This window comes from Kitasatospora sp. NPDC048286 (assembly GCF_043201735.1).
In the GTDB taxonomy this organism is placed as follows: domain Bacteria; phylum Actinomycetota; class Actinomycetes; order Streptomycetales; family Streptomycetaceae; genus Kitasatospora.
In genome coordinates, this window is sequence record NZ_JBICZE010000004.1 from 112709 (window position 1) to 136610 (window position 23902).

The window sequence follows — 23902 nt, forward strand, 5'->3', positions numbered from 1 at the left end:
CCGCGCCCGTCGCGGTGTCGGCCGTCACCATGTCGCCCCCGGGTGGGCCCGGGCCACCACCTGGAACTCGGCGAGCAGCGGGCCGAGCGCCTCGGTGTGCACGCCGTCCCGGCCGGCCCGGCCCAGGACGGTGGCCAGCGGCGGCACGTCCGGTACGGTCAGCCCGGCCTCGGCGAGGACGGCGGCGAGCGAGCGCAGCACCGGTTCACGCAGCGTCGCAGGGTCGACGCCCGCGCGCTGCTCCACCGGGTGTGCCGTGAACAGCTCCTCCAGCAGTGGCCAGACCGCGTCCAGACCGGCCTGCATCCGCTCGGCGGAGTACGGCGTGCCATCGCCCAGGCGCAGCGTCCAGGCGGTGGCGTACTCCCGGTGGTAGGCCAGCTCCTTGACGCCCCGGGTCGCGACCGCGGCCAGTACCGGGTCGGGGTGCGTGCTCAGCGCCTCGTACAGGGCGCCGCGCGCGGTGGCGAACAGCAGCAGCCGGGCGATCGAGTACGCGAAGTCGCCGTTCGGCGTCTCCACCAGGCGGACGTTGCGGAACTCGTGCTCCTCGCGCCAGTACGCCAGGTCGTCCTCGGTCCGGCCGGTGCCGTCCGCCTGACCGGCCCGGGTGAGCAGCAGGCGGGCCTGGCCGAGCAGGTCGAGGCCCAGGTTGGCGAGCGCGACCTCCTCCTCCAGCTCGGGCGCCCGGGTGCACCACTCGATCAGCCGCTGGGCGAGGACCAGGGCGTCGTCGCCCAGCATCTGGCAGTAGGCGGCGAGGTCCGCGCCGTCCACGCCTGCGGGCAGCGCCGTGTCCACGCCGAGCAGCGGGTCGGCGAAGCCCGTCCCGTACGCCCAGCGGCCCTCGCCCTCGGGGCCGGGGGCGGCGTCGGCGAGGCTGAGGTAGACGTGGTCGTCCTGGTCGGCGCCGGTGGTGGTGTCGTTGTGCACGGTGGCTCCCCCGTCAGATGTGCGGGACATCCTCGGGGATGTCGTAGAAGGTCGGGTGGCGGTAGACCTTGTCGCCGCTGGGCTCGAAGAACGGGTCGCGCTCGTCCGGGGTGGAGGCGGTGATCGCGTCCGAGCGGACCACCCAGAGGCTCACACCCTCGTTACGGCGGGTGTACAGGTCGCGCGCGGCGAGCAGGGCCATCCGGTCGTCGGAGGCGTGCAGCGAGCCGACGTGGACGTGGTTCAGCCCGCGCCGGGGGCGCACGAACACCTCGTACAGCGGCCAGCCGGCCTTGGACCCGGCCGGGGAGCCAACCTGGGGGTCGGTCACTTTCCGTTCTCCTGTTCGGTGGCTTCGGTGGCTTCAGCGGCCTCGGGGGCTGCGGTGGTCTCGGGGGCCGCGGGGACTGCGGCGGCTTCGGCGGCGCGCTTGGCCGCGTAGGCGACGGCCGCCTCGCGCACCCAGGCACCGTCCTCGTGGGCGGCGCGGCGGCGCTCGACCCGCTGGGCGTTGCAGGGGCCCTGGCCGTGGATGACCCTGGTCAGCTCGGACCAGTCCGGCTCGCCGAAGTCCCAGCCGCCGCGCTCCTCGTTCCAGCGCAGCTCGGGGTCCGGGAGGGTGACGCCCAGGTGCTCGGCCTGCGGGACGGTCATGTCGACGAAGCGCCGGCGCAGCTCGTCGTTGCCGTGCCGCTTGATCCGCCAGGCCATCGAGCGGGCGCTGTTCGGCGAGTCGGCGTCCGAGGGGCCGAACATCATCAGCGACGGCCACCACCAGCGGTCCACCGCGTCCTGGACCATCCGGCGCTGGGCCTCGGTGCCGCGCATCAGCGTCATCAGCAGCTCGTAGCCCTGGCGCTGGTGGAAGGACTCCTCCTTGCAGATCCGCACCATCGCGCGGGCGTACGGGCCGTAGCTGCAGCGGCAGAGCGGGACCTGGTTGCAGATCGCGGCGCCGTCCACCAGCCAGCCGATCACGCCGACGTCGGCGAAGGTGAGGGTCGGGTAGTTGAAGATCGAGGAGTACTTCTGGCGGCCGGAGATCAGCTTCTCGGTGAGCTCGGCGCGGTCGACGCCGAGGGTCTCGGCGGCGGCGTAGAGGTAGAGGCCGTGACCGGCCTCGTCCTGGGCCTTGGCGAGCAGGATCGCCTTGCGGCGCAAGGACGGGGCCCGGGTCAGCCAGTTGCCCTCGGGCTGCATGCCGATGATCTCGGAGTGGGCGTGCTGGGCGATCTGGCGGATCAGGGTGGCCCGGTAGGCGTCGGGCATCCAGTCCCTGGGCTCGATCCGCTGCTCGGCGGCGACGACCGCCTCGAACCGGTCCTCCGGCGTTTGCGCGGGGACCGCCTCGGCCACCTCTGCTGTCACCACGGTCCCCTCTCGTGTCCTGCCCGGTCGGTCGGGCATCTGGGCGCCGACCAACCGACTGACCGTTCGGTCGGTACCATTCTGCGCGGCAGGACGGAGGGATGGCAAGGTGCGGAACGGATAACAGCTGACAGATTTCAGAATCTGTCAGCTGTTATCCGTCAGCTCTTCACTGTGTGCTGTTCGCTGTTTCCTTTTCGCTGCCCGGTGTTCGCTGTGAGTTGGTCGCTGTGAGTTGGTCGCTGTGAGTTGGTCGCTGTTCCCTGTCCGCTGTCGACTGTCTGCCCGTCGTCGAGCGTCAGCGGTCGGCCGTCAGCAGCTCACCGGCGGCTCACCCCTCCGCGCGGTCGCGCAGTCGCGGCAGCGGTACGGCAAGGAGTGCCGCCAGCAGGGCGACCCGGGGGGCGATCTGGTCGAGCCGGATGTGCTCGTGCCGGGCGTGCGCTCCGGCGCCCACAGCACCGAAGCCGTCCAGGGTCGGCAGCCCGCGCGAGCCGGGCAGATTGGCATCCCCCGCCCCACCCGCCGGGGCGCCGTCCAGCTGCTGCCCGAGCACGGCGGCGAGCGAACGCACGTGCCGCAACAGTGGGTTGCCCGTCCGTTCGGGCCACGCCGGACGGCTGGACAGCACCTCCGTACGGACCCGGGCGCCCGGGCGCAGCGCGGTGAGCCGGGCGAGGTCGTCGAGCGTGCGGCGCTGCGCCTCTGCGGTGGCGAAGCGCAGCCCCAGCTCGGCCTCGGCCCGGCCCGCGACGACATTGGCGCGCGTACCACCGCTGATCCGCCCGGTGTTGAGCTCGGTACCGGGTTGGCCGGCGAGGTCGCGTACCAGCACGAGCTGGTCCACCAGTTCGTCGACCGCGGACACCCCGTCGTTGGCGTCGTTGCCGGCGTGCGCCTCGCGGCCGGTCACGGTGAGCCGCACCCGGGTGCTACCGCGCCGCGCGGTCTTCAGCCGGCCGTCGGGGTGCGACGGTTCGAGCCCCAGGACCGCGGCGGCGTCGCGCAGCTGGCGCTCGACCAGGCGCCGCCCGTCCGGACTGCCCACCTCCTCGTCGGAGACCACGACCAGGCGGACGGTGCGGTGCGGGCGCTCGCCCAGGTCCGCGAGCAGCGCCAACGCGCCCTCGAGGATGGCGAGTCCACCCTTCATGTCGACCACGCCGGGGCCGGTGAGCCGGCCGTCCTGCTCGGTCACCGGCCAGTCCGCGAGGGTGCCGACCGGCCAGACGGTGTCGTGGTGCCCGACGATCAGCAGGTGCGGCAGGGACTCGTCCCGGCCCTCCCACTCCAGTACCAGGTGGTCGCCCGCCGGTCCGGGTTCGCGGCGGGCGGTGGCACCGGTGGCACGGAACCCGGCCGCCAACTCCTCGGCCAGGGCGTCGAGTCTCGGGGCGTCACCGCTGGGGGACTCGATCCGCGCCAGGTCGGCGCAGCGGCGCCGGACGGCGCCGGCGAGGCTACGGGCACGCGTGCTGAGTGCCTGCGGCACACCGGGCAACACCGTGGTGGCGGTTGCGGTCCCCGGGGTGGCGGTGGCTGCCGGTCCTGCCGTGGGCTTCGCGGCAGCGCTCTTCGCCACCGCGGTCTTCGCGACGCCGGCTTTGGTGAGGGCGGATTTCATGAGGGCGGTATTCGTGAGGGCCGACGTGGCGGCCGTGGTCTTGGCGACTGCCGCCTTGGCGGCGGCCGTCTTCGTGGTAGCGGACGCGGCGGCGGCCTGGCCCGAGGCGGCCGGCACCGTGGTGGCCGGAGCCGGAGCGGCAGTTGCCGTGCAGGCGGCAGCAGCAGCACCGGTGGCGGTGGTGGCAGTGGTGGCGGTGGCGCGGGCCTCGCCGTCGGTGGCGGCTGGGACGGTGACAGGTGACGGGGCGGGTTCCCCGGCGGCGCCCGGCACGGCGTGCGACCCGATGGTCTGGGAACTCAACGCTCGCCTCCGCGGCCGCCGCCGGTATACAGCGGCCGTACCGGCCGACCGCTTCCGCCCGGGCACCAGGCCCGGCCGGACTGCACCGACCGAACGGGATGATGGGCGGCCCACCGGAGCGGCCCGACTGGCCCAAGTACGGTGGTACGGCAGGGCGGCGTGCTTGGCATGATGTGTCCTCCTCGCTCGATCCGGGGACCCCGGTCCGCCCGGAGCCCCCGTGGACGGCGGCCTCCTGACAGCGGGCGCAGTGGCCGGACCGCCGCAGGGAAGCCGAGATGTGAGCCTAGAAGAACCGTTCGGTTTCCTGCGAGGTGGCCCTGCTCCCAGCGTGCCGGTACCGGGCCCCGCTTCGGAGGCCGCCCGTCCGCGATCGGCGCGGGCGCTCGGCGCGCGGGCCTGGATCGGCGCGCGGGCGCGGTCGCCGGATCGCGCCCATCTCCACCATGGACCCGCCGCCCGAGTTCGGCAGCGCAAACGGCCAAGGCACGGCATTTCCACGCCGGATGGGTGACATCGGCTCAGCACGCGGTACGAACCGGGGGCACGCGACGGCTCAGGGAAGCCCGCTTCGAGTCCCGCTCTGACTCCGGAGGAACGTCCGGGGAACGCACGCGTGAACACCGGACGATGCCGTGCCCCGATGTGCCCCATCGAGCCTCGACGTGCCTCGGTTGCTACCCCGGGCACGACAGGTCGGCAGCCGGGCACGGCGGGACGGCGGCCGAGCAGGGCGGGACGGCTGGACGGCGCGCCCTTGGGACGGCGACTCGCTCAGCCACCGTCGCCCACCAGCCCGGCGTCGCGCGCGAGCAAGGCCGCCTGGACCCGGTTGCCGACTCCGAGCCCGGTCAGGATCCGGCTGACGTGCGCCTTGACGGTGCTCTCACGCATCCCGAGCACGCCGGCGATCTCCGCATTGGAGAGCCCGTCGGCGAGTTCGCGCAGTACCTCGGTCTCCCGCGGGGTGAGCCCGGCGACCCGACTGCGGGCCGTCACCGACCGGGGCGCCCCGACCCGGTGGTAGCGGTCGATCAGCCGTCGTGCGGCCGCCGGGTGCAGCATCCCCTGACCGCCGGCGACGACGTGCACGGCCCGGGCGATCTCCGCGGGCGGGGTGTCCTTCAGCAGGAACCCGTCCGCCCCGGCCGCGAGCGCCTGGTACACGTACTCGTCCAGGTCGAAGGTGGTGAGGGCGATGACCCGCGGGCCGTCCGGGAGTTCGCGCAGCCGCCGGGTGGCGGCGATCCCGTCGAGCCTGGGCATCCGGATGTCCATCAGCGCGACGTCGATCCGCCGGCTGCCGGCGAGTTCGACGGCCTGCAGCCCGTCGGCGGCCTCGGCGACCACGGTGAGTGCCGGGTCCTGGGCCAGCAGGTCGACCAGGCCTAGGCGGACCAGCGCGTCGTCGTCCACCACCATCGTTCGGATCATGCGAGGTCCTTCGGCTGAGGCTTCGCGTCCTGCTCTGACCGTTCTGACCGTTCTGATTGCCCTGATCCCTCGGACTGCTCCGAGCGCGGTGACGCGCGCCCCGGGTGGGGCCGCGCGGCCCCCGGTGGTGAAGCCGGACCGTCGCCACGGGTGGGCCCCGGGTCGGGCGCCGTCCGCGGCGGGCGGTCCGGCGCGGGTAACCGGGCGGAGAGCCGGAAGCCGCCGCCTCCGTCCGGGCCGGCGTCGAGATGGCCGCCGAGTGCGCCGACCCGTTCGGACAGCCCCACCAGTCCGTACCCGCCACCGGTGCGGGGCTCGTCCGGCGGCGCCTCGCCCGGGCCGTTGCGGACCTCGACCGTCGTCGCCGGAGCCCCGTAGCCGACCCGGACGGTGACGGGTGCGGCGTGGGCGTACTTGCGGGCGTTGGTCAACGCCTCCTGGACCAGCCTGTGCACAGCCAGCCGGTGGGTGGTCGGGACGGTCTCCGGGTCTCCGGAGAGGGCGAGTTCGACCCGCTGGCCGGCCTGGGTCGCCTCGCCGACGAGCTCGGTGAGGTCGCACAGGGCGGGCGCCGGGACACGCCCGCCCCCGGCGGGCACGGACGGCTCGACTCCCGTGGCGGACGGGGCAGGTGGGTGGTCGGCCCGCAGCGCGCCCAGGACGTCGCGCAGGTCGTCGAGCGAACGGGCGGCGGTGGTGCGCAGCAGTTCGAGGCGGTGGGTGAGCCGGTCGGGGTCGGCGGCGACGGTGCCGGCTCTGGCCTGATCGCGCAGCACCCCGGCGTGCAGCACCAGGAGGCTGAGCCGGTGGGCCAGCACGTCGTGCATCTCCCGCGCGATCCGGGCGCGTTCGGCGGCCCGGGCCTGTTCGGCGCGCAGCTCGCGCTCGCGGCGCAGCGCGTCGACCTGTTCGTGCAGGGTGCGGATCAGCACCCGTCTGCCGTGCAGCCACAGGCCGACCGCCAGGATGGCGGCCTGGACCAGGAGTTGGGACCCGGTGGCACCGACCCAGCCGAGCAGCGAATCCGCGCGCGTCGCACCGGCCACCGCGATGACCGCGCCACCCGCCATCGCGGGGCCCGTCCGGCCGAGGTAGGCGAGGTGGAAGACGCTGAACAGCCCGGGGAAGGCCCGGTTGAACAGCCCGCCGACGAGCACCGGCAGCACGGCCGAGGCCACCGGGTGGCGGCGGGCGAGGAAGAGCGAGAGCGAGGCGAGCGCGGCCACGGCCGTGCGCGGCAGGCGCAGCGGATCGTCGGAGTGCGTCCACTGGACCAGGGCCTCCTCGATGGCCAGGCCGAGCACGCCGATCAGCAGCAACGTGTCGATCCCGGCCCGGTGGTCCGGCTCGTACCAGCCGAGCACACTCCTGCGCATGCCCTTCCTCCTTTCCTCGCTTCGCGCTCCGAATGCCTTCCGTGAGGCCGGCGTTCGGCACTTCGGGCTCGATGCTAGGGGCGCTGCGCCGCGCAGCGCCTCTGTCTTCCGGCTACCCGCACCCTCGACTTTCGTCGGGGGTCGGCGCCGCTGACCGGCCGATTCGCGGCGGCTGCGCCCTGCCTAGCGTCGACGGCATGACCGAAGACCGGCTCCGCCACCGCCCCGACTCCCCTTCCCTCCGCCACAGTTCGCCCGTCGGCGGGGACCACCTGCTGTTCCTCGCCGAGGCCCTGCGCACCTTCCACGACACCGGCGCGCTGGCCCCGAGCGGCCCCGAGCTGGTGAACGCGCTGGTGGTACCGGTCACCAGCCGCCCGAACCGTCCGATCTCGGTGCTGGAGGTGGGTGCCGGTACGGGCGTGGTCACCCGCCGACTGGCCCAAGTGCTGCGTCCGGGCGACCGGTTGCACGTCGTCGAGGCCAACCCGCGGTTCGCCGACCGGTTGCGGGAGGATCCGGTCCTGGCCGCCCGGCACCCCGGGGTCGGGCTGCGGCTGTCGGCCTGCCGGGTCGAGGAGCTGCCGGAGTGCCGGCCGTCGGCGCCGGACGGGGCGCGGCCGGAGGAGGGTTCGCAGCGGTACGACGTGATCGTGTCCGGACTGCCGTTCACCAACTTCGAGCCCGCTCGGGTGCGGGACATCCTCGACCTCTACCTTCGGCTGCTGGTGCCCGGAGGAGAGCTGACGTACTTCGGGTACCTCGGCACGACGACGGCGCGCACTCTGACCTCGGGCCCCCGCCAGGGCGCCCGCCACCGGGCGGTGGTGCGGCTGCTGCGCCGGTTCGAGGCGGAGCACGGCCTGGGCCGGCGCACGGTGTGGCGCAACGTGCCGCCGGCCCGCGCCCACCTGCTGCGGTCGCCGGGCGGGCGCGAGACCTGGGCACCGGCGACGGACGCGACGGGCCCGGGCGCGACGGACCGGGACACGGCGAGGCCGAAGCACCCGGTGGGCGGCGAGGAGGTTGGGCGTCGCCCGATTCCGAACAAATGACAATCGACAGATTTCAACTTTCAGATAACAGACGACAGCGAACAGATTTTGAAATCTGTTCGCTGTCGTGCCATAGTGGCACCCGGGTCACCCTGCCCCCGCCTCCCCGGCACCGCAGCCGCCCCCTGGAGCCCCCGTGTCCTCTCACACCCGCCCCGCCCAGCGCCCCCTCGGCACCACCGGGCCGGTCACCTCGGCCCTCGGCCTCGGGTGCATGGGCATGTCCGACCTGTACGGCCCGGCCGACGAGGCCGAGAGCATCGCCACCATCCACGCCGCCCTCGACGCCGGGATCACCCTCCTCGACACCGGCGACTTCTACGGCATGGGCCACAACGAGCTGCTGATCCACGAGGCACTGCGCGGCCGCGACCGCGAGAGCGTGCAGATCAGCGTGAAGTTCGGCGCCCAGCGCACGCCCGACGGCCAGTGGCTCGGGTACGACGCCAGCCCCGCCGCCACCAAGACCGCGCTCGCCTACACCCTGCGCCGCCTGCGCACCGACCACGTCGACGTCTACCGCCCGGCCCGGCTGGACCCGAGCGTCCCGATCGAGGAGACCGTCGGCGCCATCGCCGACCTGGTGCAGGCCGGCCACGTCCGTCACATCGGGCTCTCCGAGGTCGGTGCCGACACCCTGCGCCGGGCCGCCGCCGTCCACCCGATCAGCGACCTCCAGATCGAGTACTCACTGCTGTCCCGCTCGATCGAGGCCGCCGTCCTCCCCACCGCCCGCGAGCTCGGCATCGGCGTCACCGCGTACGGCGTGCTCTCCCGCGGCCTGCTCGGCGGCCACTGGGACCGGGAACGCGCCCTCAGCGGCACCGACTTCCGCAGCCACAGCCCGCGCTTCCAGGGCGAGAACCTGGCCCACAACCTGGCGCTGGTCGAGGCCCTGCGCGAGATCGCCGCCGCCCGGGGCGCGACCGTCGCCCAGGTCGCCATCGCCTGGGTGGCCTCGCGCGGGCAGGACGTCGTCCCGCTGGTCGGCGCCCGCCGCCGGGACCGCCTGACCGAGGCCCTCGGCGCACTCGACGTCACGCTGACCGAGGCCGACCTCGCCGCCATCGAGGCCGCCGTACCCGCCGGCTCCGCCGCCGGCGACCGGTACGGCGCCGCGCAGATGGCCCACCTGGACAGCGAACGCTGACCGCACCACCCAGCCCCACACCCCGACCACCCCGAGCACCCCGACCGCCACACCCGACCGCACGATCCCAAGGACGGACCTCCCCGTGACCACGGACACCACACTCACCGCCGAGCAGATCCTGATCGCAGCGGAGGACGTCCTGCGGCGCTTCGGCCCGGCCAAGGCCACCGTCGTGGACGTCGCCCGCAACCTCGGCGTCAGCCACAGCAGCGTCTACCGCCACTTCCCCAGCAAGGCCGCGCTGCGCGAGGCCGTCACCCAGCGCTGGCTGGACCAGGCGCACTTCGACCTGGCGGCCATCTCCAACGAGGGCGGCCCCGCCGCCGCGCGGCTGCACCGCTGGCTGAAGACGCTGTTCGCGGCCAAGCGGAAGAAGGCGCTGGACGACCCGGAGCTGTTCGCCACCTACATGGTGCTGGTCGAGGAGAACAGCGGCCTGGTGGACGCCCACATCGACACCCTGGTCGACCAGATCGCGCAGATCGTCCAGGAGGGCACGGAGGGCAAGGAGTTCAAGCTCGCCCACATCCGGAACACCGCCCGCGCCGTCTTCGACGCCACCGGCCCGTTCCACGACCCGGCCTATGCGGCCACCTGGTCCACCCCGGGGATCGACGACCGGTTCGAAGCCGTCTGGCGGCTCGTTCTCGGTGGCCTGAAGGCGAAGTGACGGTACGTCGGTGATCGGGGCGCCGGCCAGCGGGGGAAAACCGCTGGCCGGCACCCCGCCCGTCGGCCAGACTGCCGCACACGGTTGATCTCACCTGGAGGATGACATGTGTGCGGCCCGCCCGGTCCTGGACAGCCTGGAGGGACTCGCCCTCGGCGACGCCTTCGGCGACCGGTGGTTCTCGGTGCCACTGGACGAGGCGCCCGCCGCGCTGGCCGCCCGGCTGGTCAGGCCGGCGCCCTGGCACTGGACCGACGACACCGCCATGGCGCTCGTGCTGGTCCGCCACCTGCTCGACGGGGGCGAGGTCCGACCGGACGCGCTCGCCCGGGAGTTCGCCGCCGAGTACGCCCGCGCGTACGGGCGCAAGTACGGCCCTTCGATGCACCGGGTGCTGCGCGGGATCGGCGCCGGCGGGGACTGGCGCACCATCACCGCGGGCCAGTTCGAGGGCCAGGGCTCCTACGGGAACGGCGCCGCGATGCGGGTCGCACCGCTGGGGGCCTGGTTCGCCGAGGACCTCGACCTGGTGGCCCGGCAGGCCGAACGGCAGGCGCTCACCACCCACTTCCACCCGGAGGCGGTCGCCGGTGCGGTGGCGGTCGCACTCACCGCGGCGCTGGCGGTCCGGAGCCGGGGCGAAGACCCGCCCGCCCGGGCCGAGTTGCTGACCGAGGTCGCCGGACGGCTGCCGGACACCGACGTCCGTTCCGGACTGCGGATCGCCGCCCGGCTGCCCGAGCACACCAGTGTCCGGCACGCCGCCAACGTGCTCGGCTCGGGGACGCTGATCTCCGCCCCGGACACAGTTCCGTTCGCCCTCTGGTCCGCGGCCGGGCACCTGGACTCGCTGCCCGAGACCGTCTGGCACACCCTGGAGGGCTGGGGTGACAAGGACACCACCTGCGCCATCGCCGCCGGCGTGACCGCCGCCAGGACCGGGCTCGCGGGCGTGCCGCCCGAGTGGCTCACCGCGCGCGAGCAACTCCCGGGCTGGGTCGGCGAGGTGTCCCTGACCACCGACCGGTCACCGGGTGCGGCGGCCGGCGACCGGAACACCCGCTGACCGGAACACCTGGAAAGCCGGGCCCCGCTTCGGTGCCCGGCGGTCAGCGCCGGGAGACGAAGCGAAACACCCGGTAGGCGAGGAGCAGGACCATCGCGCCACCGATCGCCGACACCCAGGTCGTGACGTCGAGGATGCTCAGTCTCACCGTCCCGTGCATCCAGTGCGAGACGATCCAGGTGCCGATGTAGGAGCCGGTGATGCCGATCAGGGTACTGCCGATCAGGCCGCGCTCACCCCTCGACATCGCCATCCTGGCCACGGTCCCCGACACCAGGCCCAGCACGATCCACGCCATCCAGCTCATCCGCCGCCCCTTGCGTCATCGGTGTGACGACCCCGCCGAGCCCCCTGGGTCCGACCGGAAGGACGTACGAGGGCCCCGTGCCGTTCCAGCGTACGGAAGGACCGGTACGAACCGGCCACCCGTGTGCCGGGGCCGAGGCCGAACTGCGTCGTCAGCGGCGTGAGTTGCCGAACAGCAGCCGGTAGGCGATCAGCAGCACCAGCGCGCCGCCGATCGCCGACACCCAGGTCGCCGCGTCGAAGAAGTGCGCGGTGACCGAGCGGTGCAGGAAGTGCGACGCGATCCAGCCGCCGACGAAGGACCCGGCGATGCCAATCAGGGTGGTCACGATCAGGCCGCCCGGGTCCTTCCCCGGCAGCAGCAGCTTGGCCAGCCCACCCGCCAGCAGGCCCAGCACGATCCACGCGACGATGCTCATCCGCGTTCTCCTCCCGTCCGAGGCGCGACGGGCCCCGTCCCGTCCGCTCTGCCAGCAAGGACGCCACCGCCCGTCGCCCGGTTCCGACACCTGCGGAGCCGCGGTCGAAGCAGCCGACCAGCCGGGCCACGCCGCACCCGGCCGTGCCATGCAACGCCGCACCTGGCCGTACCGTGCCGTGCTGGAACCGAACCGCCCGCGCGCGGCACCCTTCCGGCGGGCCGCCCGCGCCGAAATACTGCGGCCATGCGCGTCCTGATCGCCACCGCCGGCTCCCGGGGCGACGTGGCGCCCTTCACCGGACTCGGCGTCCGCCTGCGGGCCGCCGGGCATCAGGTGGCCTCGCCACGCACGGCACCTTCGCCGAGTCGGTGCGGGCCGCCGGGCTGGAGTTCCGTCCCCTGCCCGTCGACCCGCGCGCCGAACTCGCCTCCGCCGCGGGCCGTCGCCTGCTGCGGGCCGGCAGCGGACCGGGGGCCGTCCTGCGGCTCCTGCGGCTCGGCAGGAGGGTCATGCCCGCCCTCGGCGACGGCATCGCCGACGCCACCGCCCTCGGCACCGACCTCCTGCTGACCACCAGCACCACCAGCGCGTTCGGCCAGGTGGCCGCCGAGGCGGCCGGCATCCCCAGCATCGGGCTGTACCTCCAACCCCTCGCCCCCACCCGTGAGTTCGCTCCCGGCGTCACCGGCACCCGATCGCTCGGCCGGTCCGGCAACCTGCTGGCGGGGCACACCGTCCAGGCCACGACCGACCAGCTGTTCGCCCCGGCCGTCCGCGGACTGCGCAGGCGACTCGGCCTGCCGCCGCTCGGCGTCGCCCGGGCCCGTCGCGACCACCCCGTCCTGCACGGCTTCTCGCCGCTGCTGGTGCCCCGACCCACCGACTGGCACCCCCGGCTGGACGTCGCGGGCTACTGGTGGCCGGCCGACCGGCCGTACTGGCAGCCCCCGGCCCGACTGCTCGACTTCCTCGCCGCCGGACCGCCACCGGTCTTCGTCGGCTTCGGCGGCCTGGTGGTCCCGGACGCCGAGCGGCTCACCTCGGCCGTCCTCGCCGCCGCCCGGTCCGCCGCCCGGTCCGCCCGGGTGCGCCTCCTCCTCCAGTCGGGCTGGAGCGAGCTGGCCGCCGAGGACTCGGACTCCGCCCTGACCATCGGCGACACCCCGCACGACTGGCTCTTCCCGCGCACCGCCGCCGTGGTCCACCACGCGGGCGCCGGCACCACGGCCGCCGCCCTCCGCTCCGGGACGCCCACCGTGCCCGTGCCAGCCCAACTCGACGCGCCGTTCTGGTCCGCCCGGCTGGCCCGGCTCGGGGTCTCCCCCGGCCCCGTCCCCCTGCGCGCCCTCGCCCCCGCCCGCCTCGCCACCTCCCTGCGCCTCGCCCTCGACGACTCCCGCTACCGCGCCCGCGCCCAAGCCGTCGCTGCCGCCCTGGCCGCCAGGGACGGCGCGGCCAAGGTCCTGACCGCCGTCGAACGGATGGCGACAACGACCGGGCGACGAGTGGCAGCCGACAACGGGCGGCGGACAGCGGACAGATTTCAAAATCTGTCCGCTGTCCGCAGCCACCCGTCATCTGTCAGCCGCCACCCGTCATCCGCCTTCCGTCATCCGTCATCCCTCAGCGCCCCCACTCCACTCCCTCGAGACGCCCCTCTCCCGAACACCCCGGTCAGCCCCAGGTACACCACGGCCGCCGCCGTCAGCCCGACGGCCCAGCCGTAGTCGGCGAGCGGCTTGAGGACGGGGATCAGACCGTCGGCCGGAAAGGGGCCCTGCTCCGCGCCGTCGGCGTCGAGGGCGGAGTACGAGCCGCCGACGGCCAGCACCCCGCCCACCAGCAGCGCCGCGACGGCCCGCCAGTTCCAGCCGGCCGCGTACCAGTAGGCCCCGCCCGGCCGGTACAGCTCGGCGAGCCGGAGGCGGGTGCGGCGAAGCGCCCAGTAGTCGGCGATCAGCACTCCGCCGACCGTGCCGAGCAGGCCGCCGACCACGCCCAGCCAGGTGAAGATGTACACGTGGGGGTCGGAGATCAGCCGCCACGGGAAGATCGCGATCCCGACCACTCCCGTGATCAGCGCCCCGGTCCGGAAGGTGACGAGGCGAGGCAGCAGGTTGGCCAGGTCGTAGGCGGGCGAGACGACGTTGGCGGCGATGTTCACCGACAGCGTCGCGACCAGCACGGTCAGCAGCGCGAACAGGATGCCGATCGGGTTCTCCATCTTGGCGGCCAGCTGGATCGGGTCCCACACCGGCACCCCGTAGACCGCCTCGGAGCCCGAGGTGACCAGCACGGACAGGAAGGCGAACAGCGTCATCGTGGTCGGCAGGCCGAGTGCCTGCCCGCGGATCTGGGCCCGCTGACTGCCGCCGAAGCGGGTGAAGTCGGGAATGTTCAGCGAGAGGGTGGACCAGAACCCGATCATGCCCATCAGAGCCGGGAAGAAGACCTTCCAGAAACCGCCGCCCCACCCCAGCCTGGACGGCTGGTCCAGCAGCGGCCCGAGCCCGCCCGCCTTGACGGTGATCCACGCCAGCAGCGCGAGCGCGCCGACGATGACGAACGGCGCCGCCCAGTTCTCGAACCGCCGCAGCGCCTCCATCCCCCGCGCGATGACGGCCATCTCGATCAACCAGAACAGCAGGAACGAGAGCCACTGCGTCCACGGGTAGCCGCCGAACTCACCGGCCGTGCGCCAGGATTCACCGAACAGCTTGCCCGCCAGCAGGAAGACGCCCTCGCCGCCGATCCAGGTCTGGATGCCGAACCAGGCACAGGCCACCGCCGCCCGCAGCAGGGCGGGCAGGTTGGCGCCGCGCAGCCCGAAGGCGGCGCGGGCGAACACCGGGAACGGGATGCCGTACTTCGTTCCGGCGTGGCCGGTGAGCAGCATCGGTATGAGCACGAGGACGTTGGCGAGCGCGATGGTCAGCACCGCCTGCTTCCAGTCCATGCCGAGCGTGACGAGGCCCGAAGCCAGCGTCCAGGACGGGATGTTGTGGGCCATGCCGACCCAGAGCGCGAGGAAGTTGTACGTGGTCCAGGTGCGCCGCGCCACCGGGACCGGCCGCAGGTCGTCGCTGGTGAAGCCGTTGGGGGGCAGTTCCCCGGCGGCCGGGTCGAGTTCGACCCGGCCGTCGGGGTGGTGCCACTGTCTTCCACCACTGGTCGCGGTGTCGGGCATGGGCAACTCCCGTCCGCCGCGGGCGAGTCCGCGGCTGGGCTCAGGTGGAGGTCACAGGCGGATTCGCGGGCAGGTTCACCAGCCGGTTCGGGGTCGGCACCACAGCAGGTCGACACCGCAGCGGGTCGGCGCCGCAGCGGGTCGGCACCGCAGCCGGAGGGGCATCACGCGGAACATCACAGGCAGAACATCACGAACAGGGCGTCACAGGTGCGGGATGACGTCCGTCCCGTACGCGTCGATGGTCGCCTCGATGGCGTCGTGCATGGCGTAGACGGCGAACTGGTCGACGCCGAGCGAGCGGAGCTCCGCCAGCCGGGCCCGCTGCGCCTCCACCGGGCCGATCAGGCAGAAGCGGTCCACGATCTCGTCGGGGACGAAGGCCGTGTCGGGGTTCCCGGCCCGCCCGTGGTGGCTGTAGTCGTAGCCTTGGCGGCCCTTGATGTAGTCGGTGAGCGCCTCCGGCACCAGGTCGGAGTGCTCGCCGTAGTGGCTGACCAGGTCGGCCACGTGGTTGCCGACCATGCCGCCGAACCAGCGGCACTGCTCCCGGGCGTGAGCGAGCGCCTCGGGCGAGTCGTCCGCGGTGACGTAGGCGGGGGCGGCTACGCAGACGGTGATCGAGTCCGGGTCCCGGCCGGCCTCGACGGCGGCGGCCCGTACCGCCTTCACCATGAACTCGGTGAGGTAGGGGTCGGCCAACTGCAGGATGAACCCGTCCGCCTGACGTCCAGTCAGATTCAGAGCCTTCGGCCCGTACGCCCCCATCCAGATCGGCAGGGAGGCACCGGCACCGACCCACGGCAGGTGCATCTCGGTGCCGTCCACCTCGGCGGTGCGCCCCTCGGCCAACTCCTTGATGGCGTGCATGGCTTCGGAGAGCCGGGCGAGGGTGGCGGGGCGTCGCCCGGCGACCCGCATGGCGGAGTCGCCGCGGCCGATGCCGCAGACGGTCCGGTTTCCGTACATGTCGTTGAGCGTGGCGAACATGGAGGCGGTCACCTCCCAGGTGCGGGTGGAGGGGTTGGTGACCATCGGGCCCACGACCATCCGCTCGGTCTCCGCGAGGATCCGGCTGTGGATGACGAAGGGCTCCTGCCACAGCACGCAGGAGTCGAAGGTCCAGCCGTGGCTGAAACCGGCCCGCTCGGCGCGGATCATCCGGTCGATGAGCAGCCGGGCGGGCGGGTCGGTCTGAAGGACGAGGCCGATGTCCATGAGGGGCTCCAGGTAAGGGTTTCGACCGCCGCCGCCCGGTCGCCGGTCGGGTCGGAGCTACGAGCGCACGGGCGGCGGCGGGTGGACGTTCAGAGCAGGAGAGGCGGGCGGACGTTCAGGACGGGAGGGACGAGAGGGACGAGAGGGGCGGGAAGCGGAGGGGCTGTCAGAGCAGGTACTGGCAGGTGTCCCGGCGCAGGAAGGTGCCGTGGCCGGCCCGGCCGAGCCAGTGGCCGTCGTCCAGCACGACGGTGCCGCGCGACATCACCGTCCGCGCCCGGCCGGTGAGTCGGCGACCCTCGTAGGCCGAGTAGTCCACGTTCATGTGGTGGGTCGCGGCGGAGACGGTCTGCACCGCGGTGGGGTCGTAGACCACCAGGTCGGCGTCGGCGCCCGGGGCGATGGTGCCCTTGCGCGGGTGCAGGCCGAACATCCGGGCCGGGGTGGTGCAGGCGATCTCGACCCAGCGACGCCGGCTGATGTGCCCGTCCAGCACGGCCTGGTGGAGCAGGTCCATCCGGTTCTCGACGCCCGGCAGGCCGTTGGGGATCTTCGAGAAGTCGCCCCGGCCCAGCTCCTTCTGTCCGACGAAGCAGAACGGGCAGTGGTCGGTGGAGACCACCTGGAGGTCGTTGGTGCGCAGTCCGCGCCAGAGCGCGTCCTGGTGCTCGCGCGGCCTGAGCGGCGTGCTGCACACGTACTTGGCGCCCTCGAAGCCGTCGGCCCCCTCCTCGGCGAGGTTGTCGGTGGAGAGGAAGAGGTACTGGGGGCAGGTCTCGCCGAAGACGTTGAGGCCTTCGTCCCGGGCCCGGGCGAGTTCGGCGAGCGCGGCGGCGGCGGAGACGTGCACCACGTAGAGCGGGCTTCCGGCCACCTGGGCGAGCCTGATCGCCCGGTGGGTGGCCTCGGCCTCCAGCAGTTCGCGGCGGACCTCGCCGTGGTGGCGGGGGGCGGTCCTCCCGGCGGCGAGTGCCTGTTCGACCAGGACGTCGATGGCGATGCCGTTCTCCGCGTGCATCATGATCAGCCCGCCGTTGGCGGCGCCGCGCTGCATGGCGCGCAGGATGCGGCCGTCGTCGCTGTAGAACACGCCGGGGTAGGCCATGAACAGCTTGAAGGAGGTGGACTCGCCGGAGTCCACGAGGGCGTCCATCTCCTTCAGCACCGCGTCGTTGACGTCGGAGACGATGGTGTGGAAGGCGTAGTCGATCGCGCAGTTGCCCTCGGCCTTGGCGTGCCAGGTGTCCAGGCCCTCGCGCAGCGAGCCGCCGACCGGCTGGACGGCGAAGTCCACGATGGTGGTGGTGCCGCCCCAGGCCGCGGCCCGGGTACCGGTCTCGAAGGTGTCGGAGGCCGCGGTGCCGCCGAACGGCAGTTCCATGTGGGTGTGGGCGTCGACGCCGCCCGGGATGACGTAGTGGCCGGTGGCGTCGATGACGGTGTCGGCGGTCCAGGCCTCGGCGGCGGAGCTTCCGGTGGCGGCGAGGGCGGCGATGCGCTCGCCCTCGATCAGGACGTCGGCGTGGAGTTCCTCGGTGGCGGTGATGACGAGGCCGCCGCGGACGACGGTGCGCTGCTGCGGGCCGCGGGCGGTCCGCACGTCGTTGGTGGTCATCGCGCTGCTCCTCACGCCTCGGCGAGCGGCCCGTAGGCGTCCGGGCGGCGGTCGCGGTAGAACGCCCACTGCTGGCGGACCTGTTCGATCAGGCCGAGGTCGAGGTCGCGGACGACGAGTTCCTCCTCCTTGTCGGAGGCGACGTCGCCGACGAACTGACCGCGCGGGTCCACGAAGTAGGAGGTGCCGTAGAAGTCGTTGTCGCCGTACTCCTCGGTGCCGACGCGGTTGATCGCGGCGACGAAGTACTCGTTGGCGACGGCGGCGGCGGGCTGTTCGAGCTGCCAGAGGTAGCCGGACAGGCCGCGGCTGGTGGCGGAGGGGTTGTAGACGATCTGCGCGCCGGCCAGGCCCAGGGCGCGCCAGCCCTCGGGGAAGTGGCGGTCGTAGCAGATGTACACCCCGACCTTGCCGACGGCGGTGTCGAACACCGGCCAGCCAAGGTTGCCGGGCTTGAAGTAGTACTTCTCCCAGAAGCCCTTGACCTGCGGGATGTGGTGCTTGCGGTACTTGCCGAGGTAGCTGCCGTCGGCGTCGATGACGGCGGCGGTGTTGTAGTAGACGCCGGTCTGCTCCTCCTCGTAGACCGGGACGACCATCACCAGCCCGAGTTCGCGCGCGAGGTCCCGCATCCGGCGCACGGTCGGGCCGTCGGGAACGGCCTCGGCCCAGCGGTAGTGCTCGGCCTCCTGGACCTGACAGAAGTACGGGGAGTTGAAGACCTCCTGGAAGCCGATGATCTTCGCGCCCTGGGCGGCGGCCTCGCGGGCGTACCGCTCGTGGAGTGCGATCATGCTCTCCTGATCACCGGTCCAGCGGGTCTGGACGAGCGCGGCACGGACGATCTGCGACATGGGTACCTCCGCAACTCCGCGGCCCGGCCGTGCGGTCGGGCCTGCGGTCTGAGGGTTGACGGGGCTGGTCCGACCCGCGGTTCCGCTCGGGGAACCACTGGGTCTACGTGCGTAGAAAGCGATCTGTAGACGGTAGGCCCGGCCTCGGTGGCCTGACAATACGTCGACTGAAACGCGTCTGGGGCGATCTTGTTGCGCGGACACGCGGACGGTCCCGGGTGGGATGAAAAGCTGATCTACCCCGGGAGTTGCCCTCTTACTCGTTCGAGTGAAACCAGGCACTCCTGGTGCGCAATCGGCGATGGTGGGGTAAGACCCGCGTGGACATCGTCGTGGATCACTACAAACCGTCAGTTCGCCGTGGTCTCCTACGAGTTCACGGCCCGGTCACGGGGGATCGGGCCGACGAAGCGGGGGTGTGGTGGTGAGGAATTCCGCGGCGGACACCGCGAGATCGGCGGAACCGATGGGCACGGCGCCCACGGCAGCGGGCACCCCCGCGGCACGGCCGCCCACCCTGCCCGCCTGGGCGGGCCTGCTGCTCGCCCTCGGCGCGCTGCTGCCGCTCGTCCTCGGCGGGCTGCTCTTCCACCGCCAGGCACCGCCCGTACGGGACGTCGCCCTCCAGTTGGCCGGTTCCCGCGCGGCAGCCGAGGAGGTGGTCGGCGGGCGGGTCGCGGACCACCTGGCCGCCCTGCGCGCCGACGGCTGGCTGATCGGCGGCTACGGGCTGACGCTGGCCGCCGCGGCGCTGCTGGGCGGGTACGTGCTCGGGCCGGCGCGCCGGCGGCCGCGGGCGTTCGCGGTCGGCGGCGCCGGGCTGCTCGCGGCCTGCTGCGACCTCGGCGAGGACGCGCTGCTGCGCGCGGGGCTCGACGGCCTCCACCCGGGCGCGGGCGGCTCCGACGCCCCCTTCGCCGCCGCCACCGCGCTCGCCACCGTCAAGTGGCTGCTGCTCCTGCCCGCCGGGGCGGCCGCCGCGGGGCTGTTGCTGGTGACGGCCACCCGGGCGGTGCGCGGGCTCCGGCCGTCGCGCGTGGACGCGAAGGCCTTCGGCGCCGACTCCCCTGACCGGCCGGCACTGATCCCGCCCTGGCCGATCGCCACCCGGCACGCCGCCCCGCCACCCGCCCACGCGGCGCCGGGCACCTGCGCCACACCCGACGCCCGGGAAGCACCCGTCCGGCACGCCCACTGGCGCGACGCCGCCCGGGTGCCGCCCGGCCGCGAGCCCGCCGAGCTCGGCTTCTGCGCCTCCGGCGGCGGCATCCGCTCCGCCTGCGTCACGCTCGGCGCGCTCCAGTCGCTGCGGCCCTGGCTGAAACGGGCCCGCTACCTGGTCTCCGTCTCGGGCGGCGGCTACACCGTCGGCGCGCTCCAGCTCGCACTCAGCGACTCGGCCCCCGGCAGCCCGGTGCGCTCCGTCTCGGGCCTGACGGCCGACACCGTGCTGGAGCCCGGCTCCCCCGAGGAGGACCACCTCCGCCGGCACGGCAAGTACGTCGCCGACGGCGCCGGGGAATGGCTGGTCGCCCTCGGGACACTGCTGCGCGGCCTGCTGTCCGCCCTCACCCTGCTGCTGGCCGCCGTCCTGACGCTCGGCCTCGGACTCAGCCGCTTCTACCGGGCCGTGCCGCTCACCGACATGGGCCGGCTGGCGGCGGCCGGGCTGCGCCACGCCGGGGCCGTCGCAGGGCCGTTGGAGTTCCGGGCGCCGGCGCTCGCGGCCCTCGGCGCCCTACTGGCGTCGGCGGCCGGGTGCTGGCTGCTCTGGCTGCTGGCCTTCCCGTCGCTCGGCTGGCAGGCGCTGCTGCCACGCGCGCTGCGCCGGGTCAACCTCGGCCTGCTCGGGCTGGCCGCCCTGCTGGCCGTCGGGGTGCTGGCGGTGCCGGGGCTGGCCTGGGGCGCGGTGCGGCTCCAGCAGGCCCTGGCCGCGGGGCCGCAGCTGACCGGCGCGGGGCTCGGCCTGACCTTGGCGCTCAGCTACCTGGCACTGCTGCTCGGCATACTCTGGCGCGACCGCCGGGTGCCCGGCCGGGGTGCCGGCGCACCGGGCGAGGCCGGCGCGGCGGGCAGCGGCGCGGTCCGGCCCCGCGGCGTCCGCGCCGCCAGCCTCCCCCAGACCCTCGTGGTGTGGTCCGCCCTCCTGGCGCTGACGGCGGGTGCGCTGCTGGCCCTCGGCTGGGCGGTCGCCACCGGGTACGCCTGGCCGGCCGCCGTCCAGGTGCTGCTGCCGCTGCTGCTCGTCGCGGTCGGGCTGAACCTCGACCAGACCTGGATGAGCCTGCACCCGTTCTACCGGCTGCGGCTGGCCTCGGCGTTCGCGGTCCGACGGGTCACCGAGGGCGGCCGTTCGCTGGCCCGCCCGTACCACTTCTTCCGGGAGCAGACCTGGCTGAGCCACTACGGCGCCCGGCGCCCCGACTTCCCGCAGGTGATCTTCTCGGCGGCGGCCAACCTGTCGGGCAACTCCCGTACGCCACCGGGCCGTCCGGCGGTCTCCTTCTCGCTCTCGTACGACTACGTGGGCGGTCCGGACGTCGGGTACGCGCGTACCGACCTGCTCGAGCGACGCACCCGGCCGCACATCGCCAGGGACCTCACCGTGCAGTCGGCGATGGCCGTCTCCGGCGCGGCCTTCTCCTCCGCGATGGGACGGGAATCCCGGGTCTACCAACGGCTGTTCGCGGTCACCAACGCCCGTCTCGGCACCTGGCTGCCCAACCCCGCGGTGCTCGGCCCGGACTGGTCCGGGCCGCCGGACTGGCGCCGCTCCGCGCAGCCCGCCGTCCGCCGCCTCCCGTACCAACTGCGGGAGCTGATCGGGCGGTTCCCGGCCGACGACCGCTTCCTGCTCACCACCGACGGCGGCCACTACGAGAACCTCGGGCTGGTCGAGCTGCTGCGGCACCGGGTGCGCACGGCGGTCTGCATCGACGCCAGCGGGGACGCCGGCTACGCCACCAACCTGGCCGCCGCGATCACCCTGGCCCGCGAGGAGCTGGGTGTCGCCGTCACCCTGCACGAGCCCGAGCTGCTGATCCCGGGCAGCGCCGCCGACCGGCCCGCCGAGGGCGGCGTCGCGCACGACGGCGCGAACGACGGCCCCGACGGTGGCCCGGACAGCGGTACGAACAGCGGCCCGGGCGCCGGTGCGAACGGCCGCGCGGACCACCGACCGCCGCTGCGCGGGCTGGCGGCGCAGCTGTCCGCCAGGCTCTCGGCCCGGGCGATGGTCACCGGGGACATCCACTACCCCGACCTGGGCGAGGGCCCCGGGGCCGTCCGACACGGCCGACTGATCGTCCTCCAGGCGGTGCTGACTCCCGACATGCCGTACGAGCTGCACGCCTACGCGATGGCGAACCGGGCCTTCCCGAACGACCGCACCAGCGACCAGTGGTTCGACCACCAGCAGTTCGACGCCTACCAGACGCTCGGCCGCCACTTGGGCGAACAGGCCGCACCGCTGGTCGAGCGGGCCCTGGCCGACCCCGCGCCGGGCAGCACCGCCGGGTCGCTGCCCGCGCAGCCGGCGGGTGACGCCGTGCCGGCACCGTCGGCCACTGCCCCGCCGGCACCGCGCGGCCGGGCCGAGGGGTAGCGGCCGACGGGTTGTCGACACGTGGTCGAGGGACGGTCCGCGGGTGACCGAGGGGGCCGCCCGGCACCGGCGGTGACCGGCGGCGGGCCGTCGGCTCGGCTTGACTTCGTCCGGTTCGCTCGGGAAGGATCCGGCGCATGGAATCCGGCACCACTCTGGTCTGCCGCCTGCACGTCGATCTGCGACGCCAGGCGAGTTCCATCTGTGCCTGTTGACCTTGCTCTTCCCCGCCGGTCCCGCCCTGTGACGTCTGCCAGGGCCCGTGCCGCGCGATCGCACCCGCAGTCCTGACTTCCGCCTCCGCCCCGGCGCACCCGTGCGTGGCCGGCCGCTCCGTCGGCCCGCGCCCGTCCACGGCCGCCGGACGGCGGGCGCATCCCACCGACGTTCCCCGCCGCAACCGAGGACGCCCCCCATGAGCCTGAGCCCGAGCATCAGCCCCGACGCCCGACCGGCCGCCGACCCCGGTCCCGACTCCGCCACCGCCACCGCCACCGCCACCGCCCATCGCGCCGCCCCCGGCACCGCCACCGTCCATCGCGCCGCCCCCGGCAGCGGCACCGGCACCGCGCGCCCCGCCGACAACGCAGGCACGGCTCGCAAGGCGGGCAACGCGAGCACCGCCGCCAACCCCGAGCCGCCACCGACGCCGCCCGCCGAGTCCACCCCCGCGCCGCTTACCCCCGGCACCCTGCGGACCATCGTCCGCGAGCTGGCCGAGCGGCCCGAGGAGTGGATCCACCACGTCCGCCTCTCCACCGAGGAGCGCTGGTACCGGCGGCTGGCCGCCGACGGGGACCACGAGGTGTGGCTGATCAGCTGGTTGCCCGGCCAGTCCACCGGTTTCCACGACCACGGCGGCTCGCGCGGCGCGTTCACCGTCGCCCTCGGCGAGTTGGAGGAGCTGTCCCTCGGCGGCCCGGACCAGGGCCTGCTGATCCGGAGGATCCCGGCCGGCACCGCCCGCGCCTTCGGCCCCGAGTACGTGCACGACGTGCGCAACACCGCCGCCGGCCCGGCCGTCACCCTGCACGCCTACTCGCCGCCGCTGAGCTCGATGGCGCACTACGACCTGCGGGCCGGCGGGCTCGTCCGCACCTCCGAGGAAGGACCCGAACAGTGGTGACCACGATCGACGACCTGGTGGAGCGGGCCCGGGAGGGCATCTACCGGCCGCGCGCCCGGGAGGCGTACCAGGCCCAGCTGGACGGCGCGCTGCTGGTGGACATCCGTCCGGCGGCACAGCGGGCGGCCGAGGGGGAGATCCCCGGCTCGCTGATCATCGAGCGCAACGTGCTGGAGTGGCGGCTCGACCCGACGGGCAGTCACCGGATTCCCGAGGCCTCGGGCTACGACGTCGAGGTGATCGTGGTCTGCTCCGAGGGCTACGCCTCCAGCCTGGCCGCCGCCTCCCTGCGCGAGCTGGGGCTCCATCGGGCGACCGACCTGGACGGTGGTTTCGTGGGCTGGGCGGCCAGCGGCCTGCCGACCCGTCAGGGCGGCTGAGCACGCGGGCGCACCGCGTGCCGGGGCGGTAAATCAAGGACAGGAGATGATGCAGGTCATAGTCTGATCAGAGTTTCCGCCGGTCCAAAGCTGGGCAACTACGCGGGCGGAAGTACGCCTGGGCGCTAGAAACTGCCGTCACCGAACGACCCGACCGAACGACCGAACGACCCAGGCGCCACCTCCCCGGGGCGCCCTGACGAGGAAA

21 protein-coding genes are annotated in these 23902 nt (G+C 73.7%); 9 read left to right on the plus strand and 12 right to left on the minus strand.

What is annotated here, in order from left to right; translation table 11 throughout:
* Positions 1-24: 24 nt before the first annotated feature.
* The 6 genes from paaC to ACGF13_RS11175 form a co-directional block, all read right to left on the minus strand.
* On the minus strand, positions 25-933 hold the full coding sequence (gene paaC, locus ACGF13_RS11150; RefSeq protein ID WP_392871930.1) for a 1,2-phenylacetyl-CoA epoxidase subunit PaaC: 909 nt from the start codon (positions 931-933) through the stop codon (positions 25-27).
* Between the two features lie 13 nt (positions 934-946).
* Positions 947-1264, minus strand: coding sequence for a 1,2-phenylacetyl-CoA epoxidase subunit PaaB (gene paaB, locus ACGF13_RS11155; protein WP_387757691.1), 318 nt, complete (start codon positions 1262-1264; stop codon positions 947-949).
* A complete protein-coding gene (gene paaA / locus ACGF13_RS11160) occupies positions 1261-2340 on the minus strand; it encodes a 1,2-phenylacetyl-CoA epoxidase subunit PaaA (RefSeq protein WP_392871933.1) in 1080 nt (359 codons plus the stop codon). Before paaA ends, paaB begins: the two co-directional genes overlap by 4 nt.
* Positions 2341-2632: 292 nt before the next feature.
* Positions 2633-4228: a M20 family metallopeptidase gene (locus tag ACGF13_RS11165; RefSeq protein WP_392871936.1), complete on the minus strand. Its 1596-nt coding sequence runs from the start codon at positions 4226-4228 to the stop codon at positions 2633-2635.
* A 774-nt stretch (positions 4229-5002) separates the two neighbouring features.
* A complete protein-coding gene (locus ACGF13_RS11170; RefSeq protein ID WP_392871939.1) occupies positions 5003-5662 on the minus strand; it encodes a response regulator in 660 nt (219 codons plus the stop codon).
* Positions 5659-7038, minus strand: coding sequence for a histidine kinase (locus ACGF13_RS11175; protein ID WP_392871942.1), 1380 nt, complete (start codon positions 7036-7038; stop codon positions 5659-5661). Before ACGF13_RS11175 ends, ACGF13_RS11170 begins: the two co-directional genes overlap by 4 nt.
* A 197-nt stretch (positions 7039-7235) precedes the next feature.
* On the opposite strand from ACGF13_RS11175, the gene ACGF13_RS11180 reads away from it, so the two are divergent.
* The 4 genes from ACGF13_RS11180 to ACGF13_RS11195 all read left to right on the plus strand — a co-directional run bounded on the left by ACGF13_RS11180 (position 7236) and on the right by ACGF13_RS11195 (position 10982).
* Positions 7236-8093, plus strand: coding sequence for a class I SAM-dependent methyltransferase (locus ACGF13_RS11180; RefSeq protein ID WP_392871945.1), 858 nt, complete (start codon positions 7236-7238; stop codon positions 8091-8093).
* 214 nt (positions 8094-8307) lie between these two features.
* On the plus strand, positions 8308-9243 hold the full coding sequence (locus tag ACGF13_RS11185; RefSeq protein ID WP_392872763.1) for an aldo/keto reductase: 936 nt from the start codon (positions 8308-8310) through the stop codon (positions 9241-9243).
* Between the two features lie 85 nt (positions 9244-9328).
* The gene (locus ACGF13_RS11190; RefSeq protein ID WP_392871948.1) at positions 9329-9916 is read left to right on the plus strand and encodes a TetR family transcriptional regulator; all 588 of its coding nucleotides are present in this window, start codon (positions 9329-9331) and stop codon (positions 9914-9916) included.
* 106 nt (positions 9917-10022) lie between these two features.
* Entirely contained in the window at positions 10023-10982 is a 960-nt protein-coding gene (locus ACGF13_RS11195; RefSeq protein WP_392871951.1) for an ADP-ribosylglycohydrolase family protein, read from the plus strand.
* 43 nt (positions 10983-11025) lie between these two features.
* Here ACGF13_RS11195 and ACGF13_RS11200 read toward each other — a convergent pair whose 3' ends face one another.
* Complete coding sequence (locus ACGF13_RS11200) at positions 11026-11289, minus strand: GlsB/YeaQ/YmgE family stress response membrane protein (protein ID WP_392871954.1); 264 nt, start codon at positions 11287-11289, stop codon at positions 11026-11028.
* A 151-nt stretch (positions 11290-11440) separates the two neighbouring features.
* Complete coding sequence (locus ACGF13_RS11205; protein ID WP_392871957.1) at positions 11441-11707, minus strand: GlsB/YeaQ/YmgE family stress response membrane protein; 267 nt, start codon at positions 11705-11707, stop codon at positions 11441-11443.
* A gap of 371 nt (positions 11708-12078) precedes the next feature.
* Between ACGF13_RS11205 and ACGF13_RS11210 the strand changes: the two genes are divergently transcribed.
* Positions 12079-13437: a glycosyltransferase gene (locus ACGF13_RS11210; RefSeq protein WP_392871960.1), complete on the plus strand. Its 1359-nt coding sequence runs from the start codon at positions 12079-12081 to the stop codon at positions 13435-13437.
* Here ACGF13_RS11210 and ACGF13_RS11215 read toward each other — a convergent pair.
* The 4 genes from ACGF13_RS11215 to ACGF13_RS11230 form a co-directional block, all read right to left on the minus strand.
* Positions 13320-14897 carry an NCS1 family nucleobase:cation symporter-1 gene (locus ACGF13_RS11215; RefSeq protein WP_392871963.1) on the minus strand — a complete coding sequence of 526 codons (1578 nt, stop codon included), beginning with the start codon at positions 14895-14897 and terminating at the stop codon, positions 13320-13322. The genes ACGF13_RS11210 and ACGF13_RS11215 overlap by 118 nt on opposite strands.
* A 204-nt stretch (positions 14898-15101) precedes the next feature.
* Positions 15102-16115, minus strand: coding sequence for a TIGR03842 family LLM class F420-dependent oxidoreductase (locus ACGF13_RS11220; protein WP_392871966.1), 1014 nt, complete (start codon positions 16113-16115; stop codon positions 15102-15104).
* 166 nt (positions 16116-16281) lie between these two features.
* Positions 16282-17730 (minus strand): dihydropyrimidinase, encoded by a 1449-nt coding sequence (hydA, locus tag ACGF13_RS11225; protein ID WP_392871969.1) that lies wholly within the window; start codon positions 17728-17730, stop codon positions 16282-16284.
* A gap of 11 nt (positions 17731-17741) precedes the next feature.
* Positions 17742-18584 (minus strand): nitrilase-related carbon-nitrogen hydrolase, encoded by an 843-nt coding sequence (locus ACGF13_RS11230; protein WP_392871972.1) that lies wholly within the window; start codon positions 18582-18584, stop codon positions 17742-17744.
* A 466-nt stretch (positions 18585-19050) separates the two neighbouring features.
* Between ACGF13_RS11230 and ACGF13_RS11235 the strand changes: the two genes are divergently transcribed.
* The 4 genes from ACGF13_RS11235 to ACGF13_RS11250 all read left to right on the plus strand — a co-directional run bounded on the left by ACGF13_RS11235 (position 19051) and on the right by ACGF13_RS11250 (position 23694).
* On the plus strand, positions 19051-22188 hold the full coding sequence (locus tag ACGF13_RS11235; RefSeq protein WP_392871975.1) for a hypothetical protein: 3138 nt from the start codon (positions 19051-19053) through the stop codon (positions 22186-22188).
* Positions 22189-22325: 137 nt separating this feature from the next.
* Positions 22326-22403, plus strand: a complete 78-nt coding sequence (locus tag ACGF13_RS11240; RefSeq protein ID WP_350736542.1) for a putative leader peptide — start codon at positions 22326-22328, stop codon at positions 22401-22403.
* 200 nt (positions 22404-22603) lie between these two features.
* On the plus strand, positions 22604-23314 hold the full coding sequence (locus ACGF13_RS11245; protein ID WP_392871978.1) for a cysteine dioxygenase: 711 nt from the start codon (positions 22604-22606) through the stop codon (positions 23312-23314).
* Entirely contained in the window at positions 23308-23694 is a 387-nt protein-coding gene (locus ACGF13_RS11250; RefSeq protein ID WP_392871981.1) for a rhodanese-like domain-containing protein, read from the plus strand. Before ACGF13_RS11245 ends, ACGF13_RS11250 begins: the two co-directional genes overlap by 7 nt.
* The last annotated feature ends 208 nt before the right edge of the window (positions 23695-23902 follow it).